Genomic DNA, 18630 nt, shown 5'->3' with positions numbered 1-18630 from the left:
CCGGAAGGAAGCGCCCAACCAATGAGCGTGCGTATCGAGGACCACGCAATGCTGGGCAACTGCCACAGCGCGGCCCTGGTCGACCATCGCGGCACCATCGACTGGCTGTGCCTGCCACGCTTCGATTCCGATGCGGTGTTCGCTGCCTTGCTGGGCGAGGAACAACACGGGCAATGGGCGTTGTCGCCGGCTGCCGACTTCCGCAGCGAGCGCGCCTACCAGGACGATAGTCTGGTGCTGTGCACGCGCATGATTACCGACAGCGGCACGGTGGAACTGATCGACTTCATGGTCGCCAGCGAAAACGGCGAAGTCCATCAGCATCTGGTGCGTATCGTGCGCTGCGTGCAGGGTAGCGTGCCGATGCACATGCGCCTGACCTTCCGCTTCAACTACGGCCGCACGGTGCCATGGGTGACGCGCATCGTCGATGGCATCCGCGCCATTGCCGGCCCCGATCAGCTTGCATTGCGTTCGCCGCAAACGCTGCGCGGCCAGGACATGGGCACCGAAACCGACTTCACCCTGCGTGAGGGCGAAAGCACCTGGTTTCTGCTCAGCCACGGCGCCTCGCATCAAGCCACGCCGCCCTTGATCGACGCCGAACAGGCGCTGCAACGCACCACCGCGTTCTGGCACGGCTGGGCGCGCCGCTGTACCGATGTCGGGCCGTGGACCGAGCAGGTGCGCCGCTCGCTGGTGGTGTTGAAGGGGCTGAGTTATCTGCCCACCGGCGGCATTGTCGCCGCGCCCACTGCCTCGTTGCCCGAGCACCTGGGCGGTACCCGCAACTGGGACTACCGCTATTGCTGGCTGCGCGATTCGGTGTTCACGCTGATCGCGTTGTTGCAGGCCGGGTACCGCGACGAAGCGGCAGCCTTCCGCGATTGGGTCCAACGCACCATTGCCGGTTCGCCGGATCAATTGCAGGCGCTGTACGGCATTGCCGGTGAGCGCCGCTTGCAGGAATGGGAAGCGCACTGGCTGCCCGGCTATGAACATTCCGGCCCGGTGCGCATCGGCAACGGCGCGGTGGATCAGTTCCAGCTCGATGTGTATGGCGAGTTGATCGGCGCGTTCCATTACGCCCGCGAAAAGGGCGTGGGCCTGCCGTCCGACGACGACGGATCGTCTGCGTCGCTGCTGGAAAAGATTCTGGAAACGCTGGAAACCCTGTGGCGCGAACCCGATGAGGGCATCTGGGAAATCCGCGACGAGCGCCGCCACTTCGTGCATTCCAAGGTGATGGCCTGGCTGGCCTTCGACTGCGGCGCGCGCGATGGCATCACCAATGCAGACGCAGAAAAGCGTGCGCACTGGGGCCGCATTGCCGAAGAGATTCGAGCCGAAGTCCTGGAAAAAGGCGTGCATCCGGACGGTCACTTCGTGCAGAGCTATGGCTCGGACCGGCTGGACGCTTCGCTGCTGCTGATCCCCATCGTGGGTTTTCTGCCGCCGGACGATCCGCGCATCGCCGCCACCGCCGATGCGATCGCACGCGATCTGACCATCGACGGGTTGGTCGAGCGCTATCGCGCCGACGACAGCGCCGACGGTTTGCCGGCCGGCGAAGGCACCTTCCTGGCCTGCAGTTTCTGGCTGGTGGAAAACTACGCATTGCTCGGCCGCACCGATCAGGCGCGTGCGCTGCTCGAACGCCTGCTCGGGCTCTGCAACGACGTCGGTCTGCTCGCCGAAGAATACGACCCGCGCAGCAAACGCATGCTCGGCAACTTCCCGCAAGGGTATTCCCACGTGGCCCTGGTCAATGCGGCATTGCGCCTGCATGGACGCATGGGCGAAAAGGAAACGCATCCATGAGTGAGCAAGCAACCACGCCGCCGTGCATCATCGTGGTGTTCGGCGCACGCGGCGATCTGACCAAGCGCCTGGTCATGCCGGCGCTGTACAACCTGCGCCGTTCCGGTGCGCTGGGCGATGAGTTCGCCATTGTCGGCATGGACCATGGCGACATCAGCGAACGCGCGTGGCGGACCAACATGGGGCAGTCGATGACGCAGCTGCTCAGCAGTCGCGATGCCGAATTCCAGACCGACGAATTCGATACCGCCACCTGGGACTGGTTGCGCGAGCGCATGCATTACCTGCGCGGCGACTTCACCGATCAAGGCGCCTACCGATCGCTGGGCGGGGTGCTGGACAAGTTGCACAAGCGCTACGGCACGCAGGGCAATGTGCTGTTCTATCTGGCCACCGCCGCGCGCTTCTTCGAGCCGGTATTGCTTAACCTGGGCGAGGCTGGCCTGGTCAGGCAACGCGAAGGCGAAGGCTGGCGCCGGGTGATCGTGGAAAAACCCTTCGGCCACGATCTGCCCAGCGCCCAGCATCTCAATGCCACGGTCGCCAAGGTGCTGCACGAAGATCAGGTGTTCCGCATCGATCATTTCCTGGGCAAGGAAACCGTGCAGAACATTCTCGCGTTCCGCTTCGCCAATGGCTTGTTCGAGCCGGTGTGGAATCGCGACCGCATCGACCATGTGCAGATCACCGCGGCCGAAACCATCGGCGTGGAAGGGCGCGGGCGGTTCTACGACCCTACCGGCTGCCTGCGCGACATGGTGCCGAACCATCTGTTCCAGTTGCTGGCGATGATTGCGATGGAACCGCCGGCGGCGTTCACTACCGAGGCGATGCATCGCCGTCGCGCCGAAGTGATCGAGGCGGTGCGCCCGATCAGGCCCGAAGATGTGGTGCGTGGGCAATATGCCTCCGGCGCGGTCAATCGCAATGCGGTGCCGGGCTATCGCGAAGAAGACACCGTGCCCGACGATTCGGACACCGAAACCTATGTGGCGATGAAACTGCAGGTAGACACCTGGCGCTGGGCCGGCGTGCCGTTCTACCTGCGCACCGGCAAACGCCTGCGCGAACGCACCACCGAGATTGCGATCCGCTTCAAGCCCGCGCCGCTGGCGCCGTTCCGCAGCACCGAGGTGGGCGGCTACGGTCCCGACTGGCTGGTGCTGCATATCCAGCCGGACGAGGGCATCTCGCTGCAGTTCGACGTCAAGCGCCCGGGCGCGCAGGTGGCGCTGGCACCGGTGCGCATGGACTTCCGCTACCGCGACTGGTTCCCCAAGGAATACACGGTGGGCTACGAGCGCCTGCTGCAGGACTGCATGAACGGCGAGGCCGGCCTGTTCCAGGATGCGGCGATGGTGGAAGGCGCATGGCGCATCGTGCAACCGATCCTGGATGCATGGAAACAACCGCCCAGCGACTTCCCTAACTACGCCGCCGGCAGCGCCGGCCCCTCGGCCGCCGACGCATTGCTGGCCATGAACGGCGGACACGCCTGGCGCGCCCTCACGCCCGGCCGCAAACCGCCGCCGCGCCGCCCCCCAGAAGCGCGTGCTGGTGCTGCGACGCCGGTGAAGAACGCCACCCGGAAGACGGCAAGCAAGGTCGGCAAGGCACCGGCCAAGAAAGTCACCAGGGCGTCTGCCAGACGCGCGTCCGCCGCTACAGCGAAGTCCTCGCAGGATGCGGCGACGTTGTCTGGCAGCGCGGCCAAGAAAGCGGTGCGCAAACGCGCCACCAGCAAGGTCGCAAAAACCGCCGCCAAGACGGTTAGCAAGACTGCGGCGGGCAACGGTGCAGCGAAGAAATCGGTGAGCAGAACCGCAGCGCGTACGCCACGCCGCTGAGGATGCGAGCGGCATGCACTCGCTGCAAATGTAGGAGCATGCCCGCGCGCGGCGGGCTTTCCGTTAACGCCTGTTCGCGCGCGGGCGCGTTCCTTCGGAAGAGCTCAGCGGTCCTGCGTGGTGGGTGCAGGTTCCCCATCCACATCCGCCTTGACGTCGGCTTCGAACAGGTTCATCAGGTCGGCACGTGCATCGCGCGAGGTCTGGATGACCTTGGCTTCGTCGTCGTAGACCAGGTGCTGGCGGCGTAGCAGGTCTTCGTCGTGCTGGCGGAAGCGTTTGACGTGATCGTGTGCGAGGGCTTCGCCCAGGCCGAGCGAGGTGAGGACGCGTTCGCTCAGCTCCAGGCTGGAGGCGAAGACCTCGCGGAACGGTTCTGCGCCCAGGTCCATCAGTTTCCAGGCATGTTGGCGGTTGCGCGCACGCGCCAGCACGGTGGCTTGCGGGTACAGGCGACGGATCAGCCGCACCGTCTTGATGTTGGTGTCCGGGTCGTCCACCGCGATCACGAACACCTTGATGCGCTCGGCACCGGCAGCGCGCAGCAGCTCGGGGCGGGTGGGGTCGCCGTAATACAGCTGGCTGCCGAACCGACGCAGGTCTTCCACCGTGTCCGGGTTGTGTTCCAGCGCGACGAACGGCACATGCCGTGCGGTGAGCAGGCGCGCGACCACCTGGCCGAAGCGGCCCATGCCGGCGACCAGCACCTTGGGGGTCTGTGCATCGATGGTGTCGTACGGGCGATCAGGCTTGGGCGCGCGCACGCGCAGCGGCCCGTTGAGGATGCGCTGCATGCCGAGCAGCAACAGCGGGGTCAGTGCCATCGACACGCCCACGATGGCCACCAGCCGGTCGTGATTGGCCGGCTCCAGCAGGCCCACGCGGTCGGCTTCGTTGAACACCACGAAGGCGAATTCGCCGCCCAGCCACAGCACGCTGCCCAGCATCAGGCTGCTGCGCAGCGGTAGCTTGGCCACGCTGCCGATACCCACCAGCAGCGAGAACTTCACCACCAGCAACATCGCCACGCCTGCTGCGATCAACCACGGCTCGGCCACCACGCGGTGGAGATCGATCCCCATGCCCACCGAGATGAAGAACAGGCCCAGCAGCAAGCCTTCGAACGGTTCGATCTGCGATTCCAGTTCGTGGCGGAATTCTGAATCGGCCAGCAACACGCCGGCGATGAAGGCGCCCAGGCTGGCGCTCAATCCGGCCTCCTGCATGATCCAGGCGGTGCCCAGCACCACCAGCAAGGCGCTGGCGGTGAACACCTCCGGCATGCGCGTGCGCGCCACCACGTTGAACAGGTGACGCAACACAAAGCGCCCGCACACGATCACCAGCGCCAGGGCCGCCATCGCCTTGGCCACGTCCTGCCATTGAAGCGTTGCATTCTTGCTGCCGCCGAGCAGCGGAATGGCCGCCAGCAACGGGATCGCAATCAGATCCTGGAACAGCAAGATGGCAAACGCCAGCCGCCCGTAGTCGCTGCTCAGCGCCTTGCGTTCGGCCAGCAATTGCAGCCCCACCGCGGTGGAGGAGAGCGCCAGCGCCACGCCGACGATCAACGCGCTCTTCCAGCCCAACTGGGCTGCCATCAACAAACCGCCCAGGATCACCGCCGTCACCAGCACCTGGGTGGCGCCAGCGCCGAACACCGAATGGCGCATCACCTTCAGGCGCGCCGGCGACAGTTCCAGCCCGATCACGAACAGCAGCATCACCACGCCGATCTCGGCCGCGCCGCTGATGCGTTCGGCATCCTGCACCACGCCCACGCCATCGGGCCCGAGCACCACGCCGGCGACCAGGTAGGCCAACACCGCACCCAGGCCGAAGCGCTTGAACACCGGCACTGCCACGATGGCGGCCAGCATCAGCACCAAGGCCAGTTCCAGACCACCGCTATGCATGCGTACTCTCCATTGAGGCACGCATTATGACGCGCAGTTCCGTTGGCCTGCGCGCACGCGTGTGCCATCTGCACGGCGACGACGCGCGGCTGCGCGATGCGGCCCGGCACCTATCTGCGGATGCGCGCGCGGATCAGTCCGGCACCGCCTGCGCCTGCACGGTCAGTGCGCATGCAGCGCATGGCACCGCACACGGTCGACACTCCGTGCGAGCAATCAGCGGCTTTTAAGCAGAAAACGCCGATCCAGCGGCTGCAGCGGGCGCGCATTGAACGGGTACACGCGTTCGAACGCGTTGATCTGTGCCTCCGACACCTGCACCGGCTGGCTGAGCACCACCCAGTCCACCGTTTCGCTGCACGGCGGCGTGGTCAGCGAGCCTTCGTAGCGATAGAAGCTGCGTTGATTGCTCGGCGGAAGAAACGCCTCGGCACTCACCGTTGCGTTGGCGACCTGCCGGGTCTGGTCCTTGTCCTTGGGCATGGCGTCGAGCACCCGCTGGAACGCCGGGTTGGCCTTGCCGGTTTCGAAGAAGATCGCCAGCACGCCCAGCGTGCCGTCCGGGCCCTGGTGCACCAGATGCGCCTCCATCGGGAAACGCCGGCCGTTCAACAGGTGCTCGCTGGGGTGATGGAAGTGCAGTTGCAACGCTTGATACTGCTTGCCGCCGGTCGCCATGGTGCCGCCGTCGTGCAGATCCAGCTGGATGGAATGGCCGGTGTTGCGCACGACCAGCGGCACGGCGCTGTAGCTCAACAGCAGCGTGCCCAGGTTGGCGTCGATGGCGCCTTTCAGATCGATGGGGCTGTTCTGCTGGCCATTGCCGCACAGCGCATTTTCCTTGGCCAGCTCGGCCCAATGCTCGGCACCTTCCGGGCCGGTATAGCCCCATTCGTGCCCGCTGTGCGGCGCGGTCTCGTGCGCCTGCACCGGCGTGCTCTGGGGCAGTGCGGTTTGCGCCATGCCCACCGCGCCCCATCCGGCGGCGATGCACAGGCACAGCGGGCTGATGCGACGTAACAGAAGCGACCTTGAAACGGGCATGCACAAACTCCGGAAGGAAAACGCACTGCGTGGATGCGATGGCCGATGCCATCGCGTAAGAGCAACGCATTAGGCGCTGCGGGAAGCGGACTGTAGCAATGAACTGTGACGTTCAGCACGGCGCGGCGACAGGCGGTTGCGCGGCGCCATCTCGGCGGTGCATCGGCACCTGGCAATTCGCCTGCCCGGCACGCATTGGCGTATCGCCCTGCGAGCGTCCCCAGCCTTTCCGCACCGCTGCGCACCCCCCGTGCGCCGGCACGCCACAGGGCGCTTCCCGGAGGCTTGGCCGCCAGCGGCACGCAGCGGGCGCCGCGCGGCTTGCCTTGGCGCCAGTCAAGCCGGCCACGCAGCACCCGCTCCACACCGCTGGCGGCAACGCATCTCGTCTCAACGTGCATAACGCGCTTTAAGCGGCCTGCGCGCAGGGCATTGACCAAGCCGACTCAGGCGCGCAGACTGCGCCGCGCCATCGCCCGGATCACCGGTCGGTACGCACCTTTGGAGCCCTTACCCATGTCCAGCGACAGTCACCCTAGACCCGGGTCGATGACCCAGCTGGCGCGCGCCTGAGGCCCAGGTTCGCCGGCTGTCATCGACGACGGTCGTCACCAGGCGAACCACCATGTACGACGAAACCCTGCGCCTTGCCGAAGGCGTCGATGCACTGACCGCACCCCTGGCCGAACTCAACACGGCCGATGCGGTGGAATATCTCAACACCCTCGACCGCGACGACGCGGCGCAGGTGCTGGCCGCATTGCCTTTGCTGCGCGCGGTGAAATTGCTCGAACAGCCGGAGTTGCGCGATGCCAGCATGCTGGTGGCGTCGCTGCCGGCCGAGCAGGCCGCCACGCTGCTTGGCCAGATGGCCGACGACCGCGCCACCGATATCTTCCATGGCCTGGATGCCGAGCAGCGCCAGCCGCTGCTGTGGCTGCTCAGTGCCGAGGCGCGGTTGTCGATTCAGGCGCTGATGCGCTACCCGCCCAACACCGCCGGCGCGCTGATGACCACCGAGTTCGTGGCCGTGCCGTCGGACTGGACGGTGGGCCGCACCCTGCAGCACATCCGCGAAGTGGAGCGCAGCCGCGAGACCGTCTACGCGATTTATCTGCTCGACCCGCACACCCGCGTGCTGCAGCAGGTGGTGACCATGCGCCGCCTGATCACCGGCGCGTCGGAGGCGCCGATCCTGGACGTGGCGCAGGTCAATCCCCCGGTCACCGTTGACCCGGCACTGGACCAGGAAGAAGTGGCACGGCTGATCCGTCGCCACGACCTGCTGGCGATCCCGGTGGTGGATGCGCGCGGCCACGTGCTCGGCATCGTCACCGTGGACGATGTGCTCGACGCGCTCATCGCCGAATCCACCGAAGACGTGCATAAGTTCGGCGGCATGGAAGCGCTGGACAAGCCCTACATGCAGATTGGCTTCGGCCAGATGATCAAGAAGCGCGCCGGCTGGCTGAGCGTGCTGTTTCTGGGCGAAATGCTCACCGCCAGCGCGATGCAGCACTTCGAGGATGAGCTGTCCAAGGCGGTGGTGCTGACCTTGTTCATCCCGCTGATCATGAGCTCGGGCGGCAATTCCGGCTCGCAGGCGACCTCGCTGCTGATCCGCTCGCTGGCGCTGCGCGAAATCCGCCTGCGCGACTGGTGGAAAGTGGCGCTGCGCGAACTGCCCACCGGCCTGACCCTGGGCGCGATCCTGGGCGTGCTGGCGATCGTGCGCATCACCATCTGGCAGACCGCCGGCCTGTACGACTACGGCCCGCACTGGCAGATGGTGGCGCTGACCATCGGCGCGGCGCTGATCGGCATCGTCACCTTCGGTTCGCTGTCCGGCTCGATGCTGCCGTTCGTGCTGCAACGCTTCGGCTTCGACCCGGCCAGCGCCTCGGCGCCCTTCGTCGCCACGCTGGTGGATGTCACAGGCCTGGTGATCTATTTCAGCATCGCCGCGCTGATCTTGAGCGGCACGCTGTTGTAGAGGCCTCGCGCTCGGGTAATCACGGATGCATGCACGTGCGCATGCATCCGTCACCCCATGCCCTGAAACGCCAGTGCGTGTACCGTAGCGCGATGGCATTCGCGTCCCCCGTCCGATGAGTACGTACCACCTGCAGCAGGTCTTTCGTCCCAGCACCGTCGCGGTGGTGGGTGGCAGCCCGCGCGAGCGTTCGGCCGGGCGGGCGGTGGTGCGTAATCTGCGTGCGGCCGGATTCCCGGGGCAGATCGGCTGGGTGAGCCCGCGCTACAACGAGATCGACGGCGTGCGCACGGTGGCGCGGCTGACCGATCTGCCATGGGTGCCCGACCTGGTGGTGATCACCGCGCCGGCGCGCATCGTGCCGCGCATCGTCTCCATCGCCGCGCGGCGTGGGGTGGCGGCCGCCATCATCCTCACCGCCGGCCTGGGCAGCGGTCCCGGCTCGCCGGCCGCACGCATGGAAGCAGCCGCGCGCGCCAAAGGCATGCGCATCCTCGGCCCGCACTGCCTGGGCGTGATCGCCCCGCATGCGCGGCTCAATGCCAGCATCGCCGCGCACTGCCCGCAGGCCGGCGACCTGGCGTTGATTTCCGAATCCAGCGCCATTGCCGCCGCGCTGGTGGAGTGGGGCGTGGCGCGCTCGGTCGGGTTTTCGGCGGTGGTGTCGTTGGGCGATACGCTGGATGTGGATTTCGGCGATCTGCTCGACTACTTCGCCACCGACTACCGTACTCGCGCGATCCTGCTGTACGTCGAACGCATCGGCGATGCGCGCAAGTTCATGTCGGCCGCACGTGCCGCCGCGCGCGCCAAGCCCGTCGTGGTGGTCAAATCCGGCCGCCAGTACCGCATCAATCCCAATGCCGACACCCACGCGCAGGCGCTGGCCGGTTCGGACGCGGTGTACGGCGCGGCGTTCGCACGCGCCGGGCTGTTGCGGGTGGGCGCGCTGGACGAGCTGTTCGCCGCCGCCGAAACGCTGGGCCGGCTCGGCAGTTTCCCGGGCCGGCGCCTGGCCATTTTGAGCAACGGCGGCGGGGTGGGGCAGCTGGCGGTGGACCAGCTGGTGCTGCGTGGCGGCACCCTGGCCGAGTTGTCGCCCAAGACGCTGGAAAAACTCGATCAATCGCTGCCGGAAGGCTGGTCGCGCAGCAACCCGGTCGACATCATTGTCGACGCCGACGGCGCGCGCTATGCCGCAGCGATCGAAGCGCTGCTGGACGATCCGGAAAACGACGCGCTGCTGGTGGTCAATGTGCCCACCGCGTTCACCTCCTCGGCCGATGCGGCCAAGGCGTTGACCCGCGCGCTGGACCAGCGCAACCGCTACCAGCGCGACAAACCGGTGTTTGCGGTGTGGCTGGGCCAGGACGATGCGGCGATCGCCGCGCTCAACGCCGCACGCGTGCCCACCTATGCCACCGAATCGGATGCGGTGCGCGGCTTCACCCACCTGGTGCGCTACCGCGAGGCGCAGGCGGCGCTGATGGAAACCCCGCCCAGCCTGCCGGAAGACTTCGTCGTGGATGCCGGCATCGCGCGCACGCTGGTGGAAGAGGCGCTGGCGGCCGGCCGGCGCTGGCTGGATCCGGTCGCCACCAACCGCCTGCTGGCCGCCTACGGCATCCCGGTCGTACCGCTGCAGGTGGCCGCCACCGCCAACGAGGCCGCATTGCTGGCCGACCCGTTGCTGGCCGTCGGCCGCACCGTGACATTGAAAGTGTTGTCCAGCGAGATCGCGCATAAGTCCGACGTGGATGGCGTGCGCCTGAACCTGTCCAGCGTGGCGGCGGTGCGCGAAGCGGCCACCGGCATCCTGGCGCGTGCGCGCGCCGCGCATCCCCATGCAGTGATCGAAGGGGTGATCGTGCAGCCCACGGTGCTGCGGCCCAAGGCGCGCGAACTGATCGCCGGCATCGCCGACGACCCGGTGTTCGGCCCGGCGATCGTGTTCGGGCGCGGCGGCACCGCAGTGGAAGTCATCAACGACCGCGAGCTGGCCCTGCCGCCGCTGGATCTGCGCCTGGCCCACGAACTGATCGGCCGCACCCGCGTCTCGCGCATCCTCAAGGCCTACCGCGACGTGCCGGCCGCCGACGAGCGTGCGGTGGCGCTGGTGCTGGTCAAGCTGGCGCAGCTGGCCGCCGACATCCCCGAAATCACCGAGCTGGACATCAACCCGCTGCTGGCCGACCGCGATGGGGTGATTGCGCTGGACGCCCGCGTGGCGGTGGCGCCGGCGCGCAAGCTGCACAAGGGCCGCGGCCATCCGCGCTTTGCGATCTTCCCGTACCCCAAGGAATGGGAGCGCCAGATCGGCCTGGGCGATGGCACCCATGCGCTGGTGCGCCCGGTGCGCCCGGAAGACGACGCGCTGTTCCGCGCCTTCTTCGCCCGCGTCACCGACGAAGACCTGCGCCTGCGCTTCTTCCAGTCGGTCAAGCATTTCAGCCATGAATTCATTGCCCGGCTGACCCAGCTCGATTACGCCCGCTCCATCGCGCTGGTGGCCATCGACCCCAAGACCGGCGACATGCTCGGCGCGGTGCGCCTGCACGCCGATGCCGATTACCAGCGCGGCGAGTACGGCATCCTGATCCGCTCGGACCTCAAGGGCCACGGCATCGGCTGGCAGCTGATGCGCATCATGATCGAGTACGCGCGCTGGCTGGGCCTCAAACAGATCGAAGGCCAGGTGCTGCGCGAGAACCGCACCATGCTGGCGATGTGCCAGAGCCTGGGCTTTGGCGTGCGCCCGGATCCGGACGATGCGACCCTGATGGCGGTGACACTCCCTATAATGGGCGAGCCGCGCCCGGCCTGACGTTGCGTCACGCCGCGGTCCCCCATCCTCCACTGCACGCCGGGCTGCCAGGCCTCGATCTGGCCCATTGCTCCGGCTGTCGTCTCGGCCCGCCTGGGAGTGTCAATGTTTCGCGATTTCAGAATGTCGTTCGTGGTCACCGCCATCTGCCTGGGCCTGGCTGCGTGGTGGGGCCATACCTCATCGATGGGGATCTGGCAGGCGCTGTGGCTGTGCCTGGTGCTGAGCGTGCTGGAAGTGTCGTTGTCGTTCGACAACGCGGTGGTCAACGCCGGCGTGCTCAAGCACATGAACGCGTTCTGGCAGAAATTGTTTCTGACCGTGGGCATCCTGATCGCCGTGTTCGGCATGCGCCTGGTGTTCCCGATCGTGATCGTGTCGGTGGCCACCGGCATGGGCCTGGTGCCGGTGATGCAGATGGCGCTGAAGGAGCCGGACCGCTACAGCCAGGTGCTGACCGATAACTACCCTTCCATCGCCGCCTTCGGTGGCATGTTCCTGCTGCTGGTGTTCCTGAATTTCCTGTTCGACCAGGAACGCAAGCTGCACTGGCTGGGCCCGGTGGAGCGGCTGGTCGGCAAGCTGGGCAAGGCCGATGCGATGTCGGTGATCGTGGCGGTGTCGGTGCTGCTGGGCACCAAGCTGTTCCTGCCGGAGGCCATCTTCCAGAGCGTGCTGTTCGCAGGCCTGGGCGGCATCCTGCTGTATCTGCTGGTCGGCAGCGTGGATGCGTTGTTCGAGGCCGAAGAGAGCGAAGACGGCAGCATGGGCCCGGCCAAGCGTTCGGGCATCGCCGCGTTCCTGTATCTGGAAGTGCTGGATGCCTCGTTCTCGTTCGACGGTGTGATCGGCGCCTTCGCCATCACCCGCGACGTGGTGATCATCATGCTGGGCCTGGCGATCGGCGCGATGTTCGTGCGCTCGATGACCGTCTACCTGGTGCACAAGGGCACCCTGGACGAATTCGTGTTCCTGGAGCACGGCGCCCATTACGCCATCGGCGTGCTGGCGATCATCATGCTGGTGGGCACCGTCTACCACGTGCCGGAAGTGCTGACCGGCCTGATCGGCGTGGCCTTCATCGCCGCCTCGGTGTGGTCGTCGATCCGCTACCGCAAGCGCCACCATCTCGGGCCGACCGAGATCTGAGCGATCACCGGCGAGCTTGCGCGGTCGCTGAACGGCTGGCCGGCGCGTGGGCGCCCGGCGGGTAAAAAAACGCGACCGATAGCACGCCTGGTGTCGACGGCGAGTGAGTGCGGCGAACGAATCAGGACCCTCCCGACTTGACCTGCGCAGTCGGATTCGTCCTCCCGCCGCGCGAGGCGACCGCTCGTCAGCGCAGCCCGTTGTGCCGCAAGGCTCGGCGCAATTTGGGCACATTTGGTGTTGACCCCCTGGGGGTACCCCACTATCTTGGGGTTCGGTGGTGACCGCCCCCAAGTGGCACCGATCAGACGAAGGCGATGCGCAAGTGCGACATTGCCTGCGGCTCCCATCTCAGCGACCTGTACGCGCCCCGGCATTGCCGCGGTCGCTTCCGGCCCGACGACGGCAGCGCGTTGCCACCGAACACCATCATGCGACAGCACACCGCGTGATGGCGGCCGTGGGAGTTCAGGGAAATTGGTGGGTGATGCCGCCGCAGGCCATGGCCTGCGCGCTGTGCGTCCTGTGTCGCCAGTGCACCCTGGACGCCGCTCGGTCGTTGCCTGCTCCGGCAGGTTCGTGTGCCTACGCATGGAGGACGCATGACCACCAACGACACCCTTTCCGCGATCGCCGCCGGTACCGCAACACCCACCAGCGTTCCCGCCAGCGTTGCCGCGCCCGCCTGCGGCGCGCCGGAATTGACCGACCCGTCGGACATCGTGCCGCCTCCCCGCCAAGCCATTGCAATGCACGCACAGACCATCGAAGAACAAAACGTCTCCACCTGGATCACGAAAGAAGCGGGCAATCGCAAGATTCCGTTCGAGCCGGAGCGCCTGAATCGCGCCATCGACCAGATCCATGCCGAGTTCCCGCAGCTGGACGTGGCCGATTACAAGCGCTCGGTGTTCGGGTTTGTCGAGCGCAAGGACAGCGTCAACGCCGACGACCTGGTCGACCACCTGATCCGCGAGGCCGAAGCCCGCGTCGACCTGACCACCCCGGAGTGGGAGCATTTCGCTGCGCGTCTGTATCTGCGCCGCCTGTACAAGCGCGCCAGCCGCAACCGTTTCTACGACGCCAGCCAGAAGTACGGCTCGTTCGTCGGCCTGCAGGAGAGCCTGGCCGACCGCAATGTCTATTCCAACGACATCCTGCGCCGCTATTCCAAGGACGAGCTGATCGAAGCCGGCAAGATGATCGAGCCCGAGCGCGACAAGCTGTTCGCCTACAACGGCCTGTACCTGCTGGCCACGCGTTACCTGGCCACCGATAGCTCGCGCGGTGTGTTCGAACTGCCGCAGGAGCGCTGGCTGACGATCGCGCTGTACCTGATGCAGGACGAGATCGGCACCGGCAAGGGCAGCCGCGAGCGCCGCATGCAGCTGGTGGGCGAGGCCTACTGGGCGCTGTCCAACCTGTACATGACGGTGGCCACCCCGACGCTGGCCAATGCCGGCAAGGTCGGCGGCCAGCTGTCGAGCTGCTTCATCGACACCGTCGACGACAGCCTGCAGGGCATCTACGACTCCAATACCGACGTGGCGCGCGTGTCCAAGCACGGCGGCGGCGTCGGCGCCTACCTGGGCTATGTGCGTTCGTCGGGTTCGGCGATCCGCGGCGTGTCCAACTCGTCCGGCGGCGTGGTGCCGTGGATCAAGCAGCTCAACAACACCGCCGTGTCGGTGGACCAGCTGGGCCAGCGCAAGGGCGCCATCGCGGTCTACCTGGACATCTTCCACCGCGACATCGAAGCGTTCCTGGACCTGCGCCTGAACAACGGCGACCAGCGCCTGCGCGCGCACGACGTGTTCACCTCGGTGTGCATCCCCGACCTGTTCATGGAAGCGGTCGAGCGCCGCGGCGACTGGTACCTGTTCGACCCGCACGAAGTGAAGCGGATCAAGGGTTGGTACCTGCAGGACTTCTATGACGAGAAGAAGGGCGACGCCAACGGCAGCTTCCGTCGCAAGTACGAAGAAGTCGTCGCCGACGAGCGCATCACGCGCAAGACCGTCAAGGCGATCGAGATCTTCAAGCGCATCATGGTCAGCCAGCTGGAAACCGGCAACCCGTTCATGTTCTATCGCGATGAAGTCAATCGCAAGAACCCGAACAAGCACGAGGGCATGGTCTATTCGTCCAACCTGTGCACCGAGATCCTGCAGAACATGAGCCCGACGCGGATGATGCAGGAGATCATCAGCGGCAATCAGATCGTCACCACCAAGAAGGCGGGCGACTTCGTCGTGTGCAACCTGTCCTCGATCAACCTGGGCCGCGCGATCACCGTGCAGGCCGACCAGGCCGATCTGCTGGGCGCCGACGTGCTGGAGCGCCTGATCCCGATCCAGGTGCGGATGCTCGACAACGTGATCGATCTGAACCAGTTGCCGGTGCCGCAGGCCACCATCACCAACCAGAAGTACCGCGCGATCGGTCTTGGCACCTTCGGTTGGCATCATCTGCTGGCGCAGAAGTCCATCCACTGGAATGCCAAGGAAGCCGAGGACTACAGCGACGAGCTGTACGAGCGCATCAACTACCTGACCATCCAGGCGAGCATGGAGCTGGCCAAGGAAAAGGGCACCTACAGCGTGTTCCGCGGCAGCGACTGGCACAACGGCGAGTACTTCCGTGCACGCGACTACAACAGTCCGCAGTGGCTGGAGCTGTCGGCGCAGGTGGCGGTCAATGGCGTGCGCAATGCCTGGATGCTGGCGGTGGCGCCGAACATGAGCACCGCGCAGATCGCCGGTTCCACCGCCTCGATCGACCCGATCTACAGCGCGTTCTACTACGAAGAAAAGAAGGACTTCCGTCGTCCGGTTGCCGCGCCCGGCCTGTCGCTGGAGACCTGGCCGTACTACGAAAAGGGTGCCTACAAGGTCGACCAGTTCGCCAGCGTGCGCCAGAACGCGCGTCGCCAGCGTCACGTGGACCAGTCGATCAGCTTCAACTTCTACGTGCCCAGCACCATCCGTGCGAGCACGCTGCTGGACCTGCACATGACCGCCTGGCGCGAAGGGTTGAAGACCACGTACTACGTGCGCTCCAACGACATCGACATCAGTGAGTGCGAGTGGTGCAGTAGCTAAGCGCATTCGCGCTTCGCTTCCACGGTTCGCGTTGCGAACCGTGGACCCTGCTTCACCAGCTCCCACACCCCGCGCCTTTGGCGCGCCCCCTGACTCAGGGGGCTTTCCTCCAGATTGATTTGTTGCGCCGCCGTTTCTGTTTGTACGCGCGGCGCCTGAAACACGAGTAGAAACCCATGTCCGCAACACCGCTCGACCGCATCAAGATCCTTGAGCCGCGCAACCCGAACCGTTCGACCGGCATCATCAACGGCCAGACCTCGGGCATCCTCAACTGGAACGATATTCCGTACCCGTCCTTCTATCGGGCCTACAAGGAGCTGTCGACCAACTTCTGGATCCCCGACGAGGTGGACATGAAGGGCGATGCGCGCCAGTACAACGAGCTGTCGGCGCGCGAAAAGAATGCCTACGATTCGATCATCGGCCTGCTGGCCACGCTGGATTCGCCGCAGACGCGTTTCATCTACAACGTGGCCGAATACATCACCGACCCGGCCGCGCACGCCAATGCCGCGATCATCGGCCAGCAGGAAGTGATCCATAACGAGAGCTACAGCTATGTGCTGGCCTCGATCACCGGCCTGGCCGACCAGAACCGCGTGTTCGAGATCGCGCGCACGCACCCGACCATCATCAAGCGCAACGCGCCGATCATGGGCGCCTACGAAGACTTCATGCGCGAGAAGACGGCCGAAACGCTGATCCGTTCGCTGATCCAGTCCTCGATCCTGGAAGGCATCAACTTCTATTCCGGCTTTGCGTATTTCTACAATCTGGTGCGCCAGAACCGCATGACCGGCACCGGCAAGATCATCAGCTTCATCAACCGCGACGAACTGGCGCATTCGAAGTTCATCAGCGAGCTGATCCGCGCCATCATCGGCGAGAACCAGGCGCTGCAGGGCGACGAGCTTACCGACTACGTGCACAAGGCCTTCGAACACGCGATCGATCTGGAAACGGTGTGGACCGCCGAAGTGCTGGACGGCATCGACGGCATCGACGTGGACGAGATGATCCGCTACGTGAAGTACCGCGCCAACAAGATGGCCGGCATGCTCGGCATCGAGAAGCTGTACGAAGGCGCCAACGACAACGTGATGCCGTGGATCAAGGCCTACGCCGACAACTTCACCGAAACCAAGACCGACTTCTTCGAGATGCGCAATGCCTCGTACAAGAAGACCAACTCGGATAACGGGTTTGATGATCTTTAAGTTGGGATGATTTGGCCTTGCGATAGCCGCAAGCCGTACTCAGTCGATGACTTAAGACTTCTAACTTGGGCCATGTCACACACTTACTACTCACAGCGAAAGGGTACGAATCCGAACCTCTCTGGCTTACCTTTAGCAGATGTGAGAGACCTGTTTGTTCGTGTATTTGCACAGCTCCAAGACGACGGCTACTTTGACGAAGCTTTTGGGTACAAGTGTGTTGATGCGGGTGACGTCGAGGGGTCTGTTCCAGACATCCCCCTGGAAATGCTTCTGAGCATTCGCAAGAAGGGACTTTGGCCTCTTCATAGTGAAGCGAAGTTCTATTCGGAGGATGATTTCTTCGACGTCATCGAATTTCTTCATGTGCATGTTTCCAAACCAGTAGATGGCCATCTCCACAGCTACGGCGATTGTGGAATGCACTGGAACACTTTTAACAAGGCTGACGGCCAACTCGAATTCCGTAGCAAGGTCAATTCAGTGCTAAGGCACTATGTCGGCGGCTTTGAGATTTCGAAAGATGGGGAGATCCTGCAGAAGCCAGAGGCAGGCTTTGAGCAGATTTTTGAGGCGGATATCCCCACCAAGGACAAAAGTGTTGCCGATCGTTTGACGGCTGCGACGCTTAGTTATCGAAGGCATGGATCCACTTTGGATGACCGGCGACAAGCAGTGCGCGATTTGTCAGATGTTCTGGAGTATCTAAGGCCCCAAGTCAAATCTTTGCTTACTTCTTCGGACGAAAGCGATCTGTTTAACATTGCGAATAATTTCGGTCTAAGACATCACAACGACAAACAAAAGACCAGTTACGACACGAGTATTTGGCTCAGCTGGATGTTCTATTTTTATCTGGCGACGATTCATGTCGTGATGCGAAAGATTGAGCAACAGAACAAGGGTTAAGCTTGATCTAATGCGCATCCTCCTCGCCCACACCTCGCTCAGCGGCAACACGCGCGATGTCGCGCGCGCGATCCGTGCGCGCTGCGAAGAACTGGGCCATGCGGTCACCTGGATCGATGCCGACATCCAGACGCTGGCGCAGGCGTGCCCCGATGGCTCCGAGCACGAGCTCTACATTCTCGGCAGCTGGAGCATCAACGCCGGGCGTACGCCACCGGAGATGAAGCGCTTTATCGAACAGCTTGTCGCCGCGGTCGGCAAGCCGGAGCGCCTGGCGGTGTTCGGCACCGGCGAAACTCAGTGGGGTGAGGAGAACTACTGCGGTGCGGCCCGGCGCATGGCCGCATTCTTCGGCACGCGCTACCCGCGGCTGGAGATCGAACAAATGCCCCACGGTGAACGCGACGCCTCCAAGATCCAACATTGGACCGACACCATTCTTGCCCTTACCGACACACCGTTCGAGAACACGCCCCATGCAGACGCTCCACGCCATTACCCCTGACGACTACGCTGCCGCCTTGGCTGCGCATCCGCGCCTGCTGGTCGACTACTACAAGGACAATTGCCCGGGCTGCAAGATGCTCGACATGTCGCTGACCAAGTTCGCCGCGAGCGAGGACGCCGCGGGCGTCGCACTGCTCAAGGTGAAGCTGGAAGTGGTGGGCGAGGAGTTTTTCCGTGATCTGGGCTTGCGGCAGACCCCGACCCTGGCCTTGTTCAAGGACGGTGCCGAAGTAGCGCGTCTACCCGGCTTCCAGTCGCCGGCGCAGGTGGAAGCGGCGGTCCGCAGCGGCCTGTGATGG

12 protein-coding genes are annotated in these 18630 nt (G+C 64.8%); 10 read left to right on the top strand and 2 right to left on the bottom strand.

Annotated elements, in window-relative coordinates:
• The first annotated feature begins 21 nt into the window (after positions 1–21).
• A complete protein-coding gene (locus tag ACCQ16_RS19430) occupies positions 22–1821 on the top strand; it encodes a glycoside hydrolase family 15 protein (RefSeq protein WP_127172444.1) in 1800 nt (599 codons plus the stop codon).
• A complete protein-coding gene (zwf, locus tag ACCQ16_RS19425; protein WP_031424748.1) occupies positions 1818–3668 on the top strand; it encodes a glucose-6-phosphate dehydrogenase in 1851 nt (616 codons plus the stop codon). Before ACCQ16_RS19430 ends, zwf begins: the two co-directional genes overlap by 4 nt.
• A gap of 104 nt (positions 3669–3772) precedes the next feature.
• On the opposite strand, the gene ACCQ16_RS19420 is transcribed toward zwf, so the two are convergent.
• The gene (locus ACCQ16_RS19420) at positions 3773–5584 is read right to left on the bottom strand and encodes a monovalent cation:proton antiporter-2 (CPA2) family protein (protein WP_008575111.1); all 1812 of its coding nucleotides are present in this window, start codon (positions 5582–5584) and stop codon (positions 3773–3775) included.
• Between the two features lie 216 nt (positions 5585–5800).
• A complete protein-coding gene (locus tag ACCQ16_RS19415; protein WP_127167711.1) occupies positions 5801–6628 on the bottom strand; it encodes a carbonic anhydrase in 828 nt (275 codons plus the stop codon).
• Between the two features lie 625 nt (positions 6629–7253).
• Here ACCQ16_RS19415 and mgtE point away from each other — a divergent pair.
• The 8 genes from mgtE (at position 7254) to ACCQ16_RS19375 (ending at position 18627) form a co-directional block, all read left to right on the top strand.
• Entirely contained in the window at positions 7254–8621 is a 1368-nt protein-coding gene (gene mgtE, locus ACCQ16_RS19410) for a magnesium transporter (protein ID WP_071117509.1), read from the top strand.
• A 115-nt stretch (positions 8622–8736) separates the two neighbouring features.
• Positions 8737–11445, top strand: coding sequence for a bifunctional acetate--CoA ligase family protein/GNAT family N-acetyltransferase (locus ACCQ16_RS19405; protein WP_218488892.1), 2709 nt, complete (start codon positions 8737–8739; stop codon positions 11443–11445).
• A 105-nt stretch (positions 11446–11550) separates the two neighbouring features.
• A complete protein-coding gene (locus tag ACCQ16_RS19400) occupies positions 11551–12594 on the top strand; it encodes a DUF475 domain-containing protein (RefSeq protein ID WP_008575120.1) in 1044 nt (347 codons plus the stop codon).
• Positions 12595–13196: 602 nt separating this feature from the next.
• Positions 13197–15695 (top strand): ribonucleoside-diphosphate reductase subunit alpha, encoded by a 2499-nt coding sequence (locus ACCQ16_RS19395; RefSeq protein ID WP_008575121.1) that lies wholly within the window; start codon positions 13197–13199, stop codon positions 15693–15695.
• 176 nt (positions 15696–15871) lie between these two features.
• Complete coding sequence (locus ACCQ16_RS19390; protein WP_029820672.1) at positions 15872–16915, top strand: ribonucleotide-diphosphate reductase subunit beta; 1044 nt, start codon at positions 15872–15874, stop codon at positions 16913–16915.
• A 72-nt stretch (positions 16916–16987) separates the two neighbouring features.
• Complete coding sequence (locus ACCQ16_RS19385) at positions 16988–17824, top strand: hypothetical protein (RefSeq protein ID WP_218542496.1); 837 nt, start codon at positions 16988–16990, stop codon at positions 17822–17824.
• A 10-nt stretch (positions 17825–17834) separates the two neighbouring features.
• A complete protein-coding gene (locus tag ACCQ16_RS19380) occupies positions 17835–18329 on the top strand; it encodes a flavodoxin (RefSeq protein WP_277573269.1) in 495 nt (164 codons plus the stop codon).
• The gene (locus ACCQ16_RS19375) at positions 18301–18627 is read left to right on the top strand and encodes a thioredoxin family protein (RefSeq protein ID WP_277573270.1); all 327 of its coding nucleotides are present in this window, start codon (positions 18301–18303) and stop codon (positions 18625–18627) included. The genes ACCQ16_RS19380 and ACCQ16_RS19375 overlap by 29 nt, the downstream gene beginning before the upstream one ends.
• Positions 18628–18630: the final 3 nt, after the last annotated feature.

This window comes from Xanthomonas sp. NCPPB 1062 (assembly GCF_041481705.2).
Taxonomy (GTDB): Bacteria; Pseudomonadota; Gammaproteobacteria; order Xanthomonadales; family Xanthomonadaceae; genus Xanthomonas; species Xanthomonas euvesicatoria.
Note: the sequence above shows the minus strand (reverse complement) of the source record. Positions and strands in the feature narration are given on the sequence as shown.

What these genes read in the sequence shown, in the direction of transcription:
- ACCQ16_RS19415 (WP_127167711.1), bottom strand. Translation starts at nt 6,628, where the DNA reads ATGCCCGTTTCAAGGTCGCTTCTGTTACGTCGCATCAGCCCGCTGTGC.
- mgtE (WP_071117509.1), top strand. Translation starts at nt 7,254, where the DNA reads ATGTACGACGAAACCCTGCGCCTTGCCGAAGGCGTCGATGCACTGACC.
- ACCQ16_RS19375 (WP_277573270.1), top strand. Translation starts at nt 18,301, where the DNA reads ATGCAGACGCTCCACGCCATTACCCCTGACGACTACGCTGCCGCCTTG.
- ACCQ16_RS19400 (WP_008575120.1), top strand. Translation starts at nt 11,551, where the DNA reads ATGTTTCGCGATTTCAGAATGTCGTTCGTGGTCACCGCCATCTGCCTG.
- zwf (WP_031424748.1), top strand. Translation starts at nt 1,818, where the DNA reads ATGAGTGAGCAAGCAACCACGCCGCCGTGCATCATCGTGGTGTTCGGC.
- ACCQ16_RS19390 (WP_029820672.1), top strand. Translation starts at nt 15,872, where the DNA reads ATGTCCGCAACACCGCTCGACCGCATCAAGATCCTTGAGCCGCGCAAC.
- ACCQ16_RS19385 (WP_218542496.1), top strand. Translation starts at nt 16,988, where the DNA reads ATGTCACACACTTACTACTCACAGCGAAAGGGTACGAATCCGAACCTC.
- ACCQ16_RS19380 (WP_277573269.1), top strand. Translation starts at nt 17,835, where the DNA reads ATGCGCATCCTCCTCGCCCACACCTCGCTCAGCGGCAACACGCGCGAT.
- ACCQ16_RS19395 (WP_008575121.1), top strand. Translation starts at nt 13,197, where the DNA reads ATGACCACCAACGACACCCTTTCCGCGATCGCCGCCGGTACCGCAACA.
- ACCQ16_RS19405 (WP_218488892.1), top strand. Translation starts at nt 8,737, where the DNA reads ATGAGTACGTACCACCTGCAGCAGGTCTTTCGTCCCAGCACCGTCGCG.
- ACCQ16_RS19430 (WP_127172444.1), top strand. Translation starts at nt 22, where the DNA reads ATGAGCGTGCGTATCGAGGACCACGCAATGCTGGGCAACTGCCACAGC.
- ACCQ16_RS19420 (WP_008575111.1), bottom strand. Translation starts at nt 5,584, where the DNA reads ATGCATAGCGGTGGTCTGGAACTGGCCTTGGTGCTGATGCTGGCCGCC.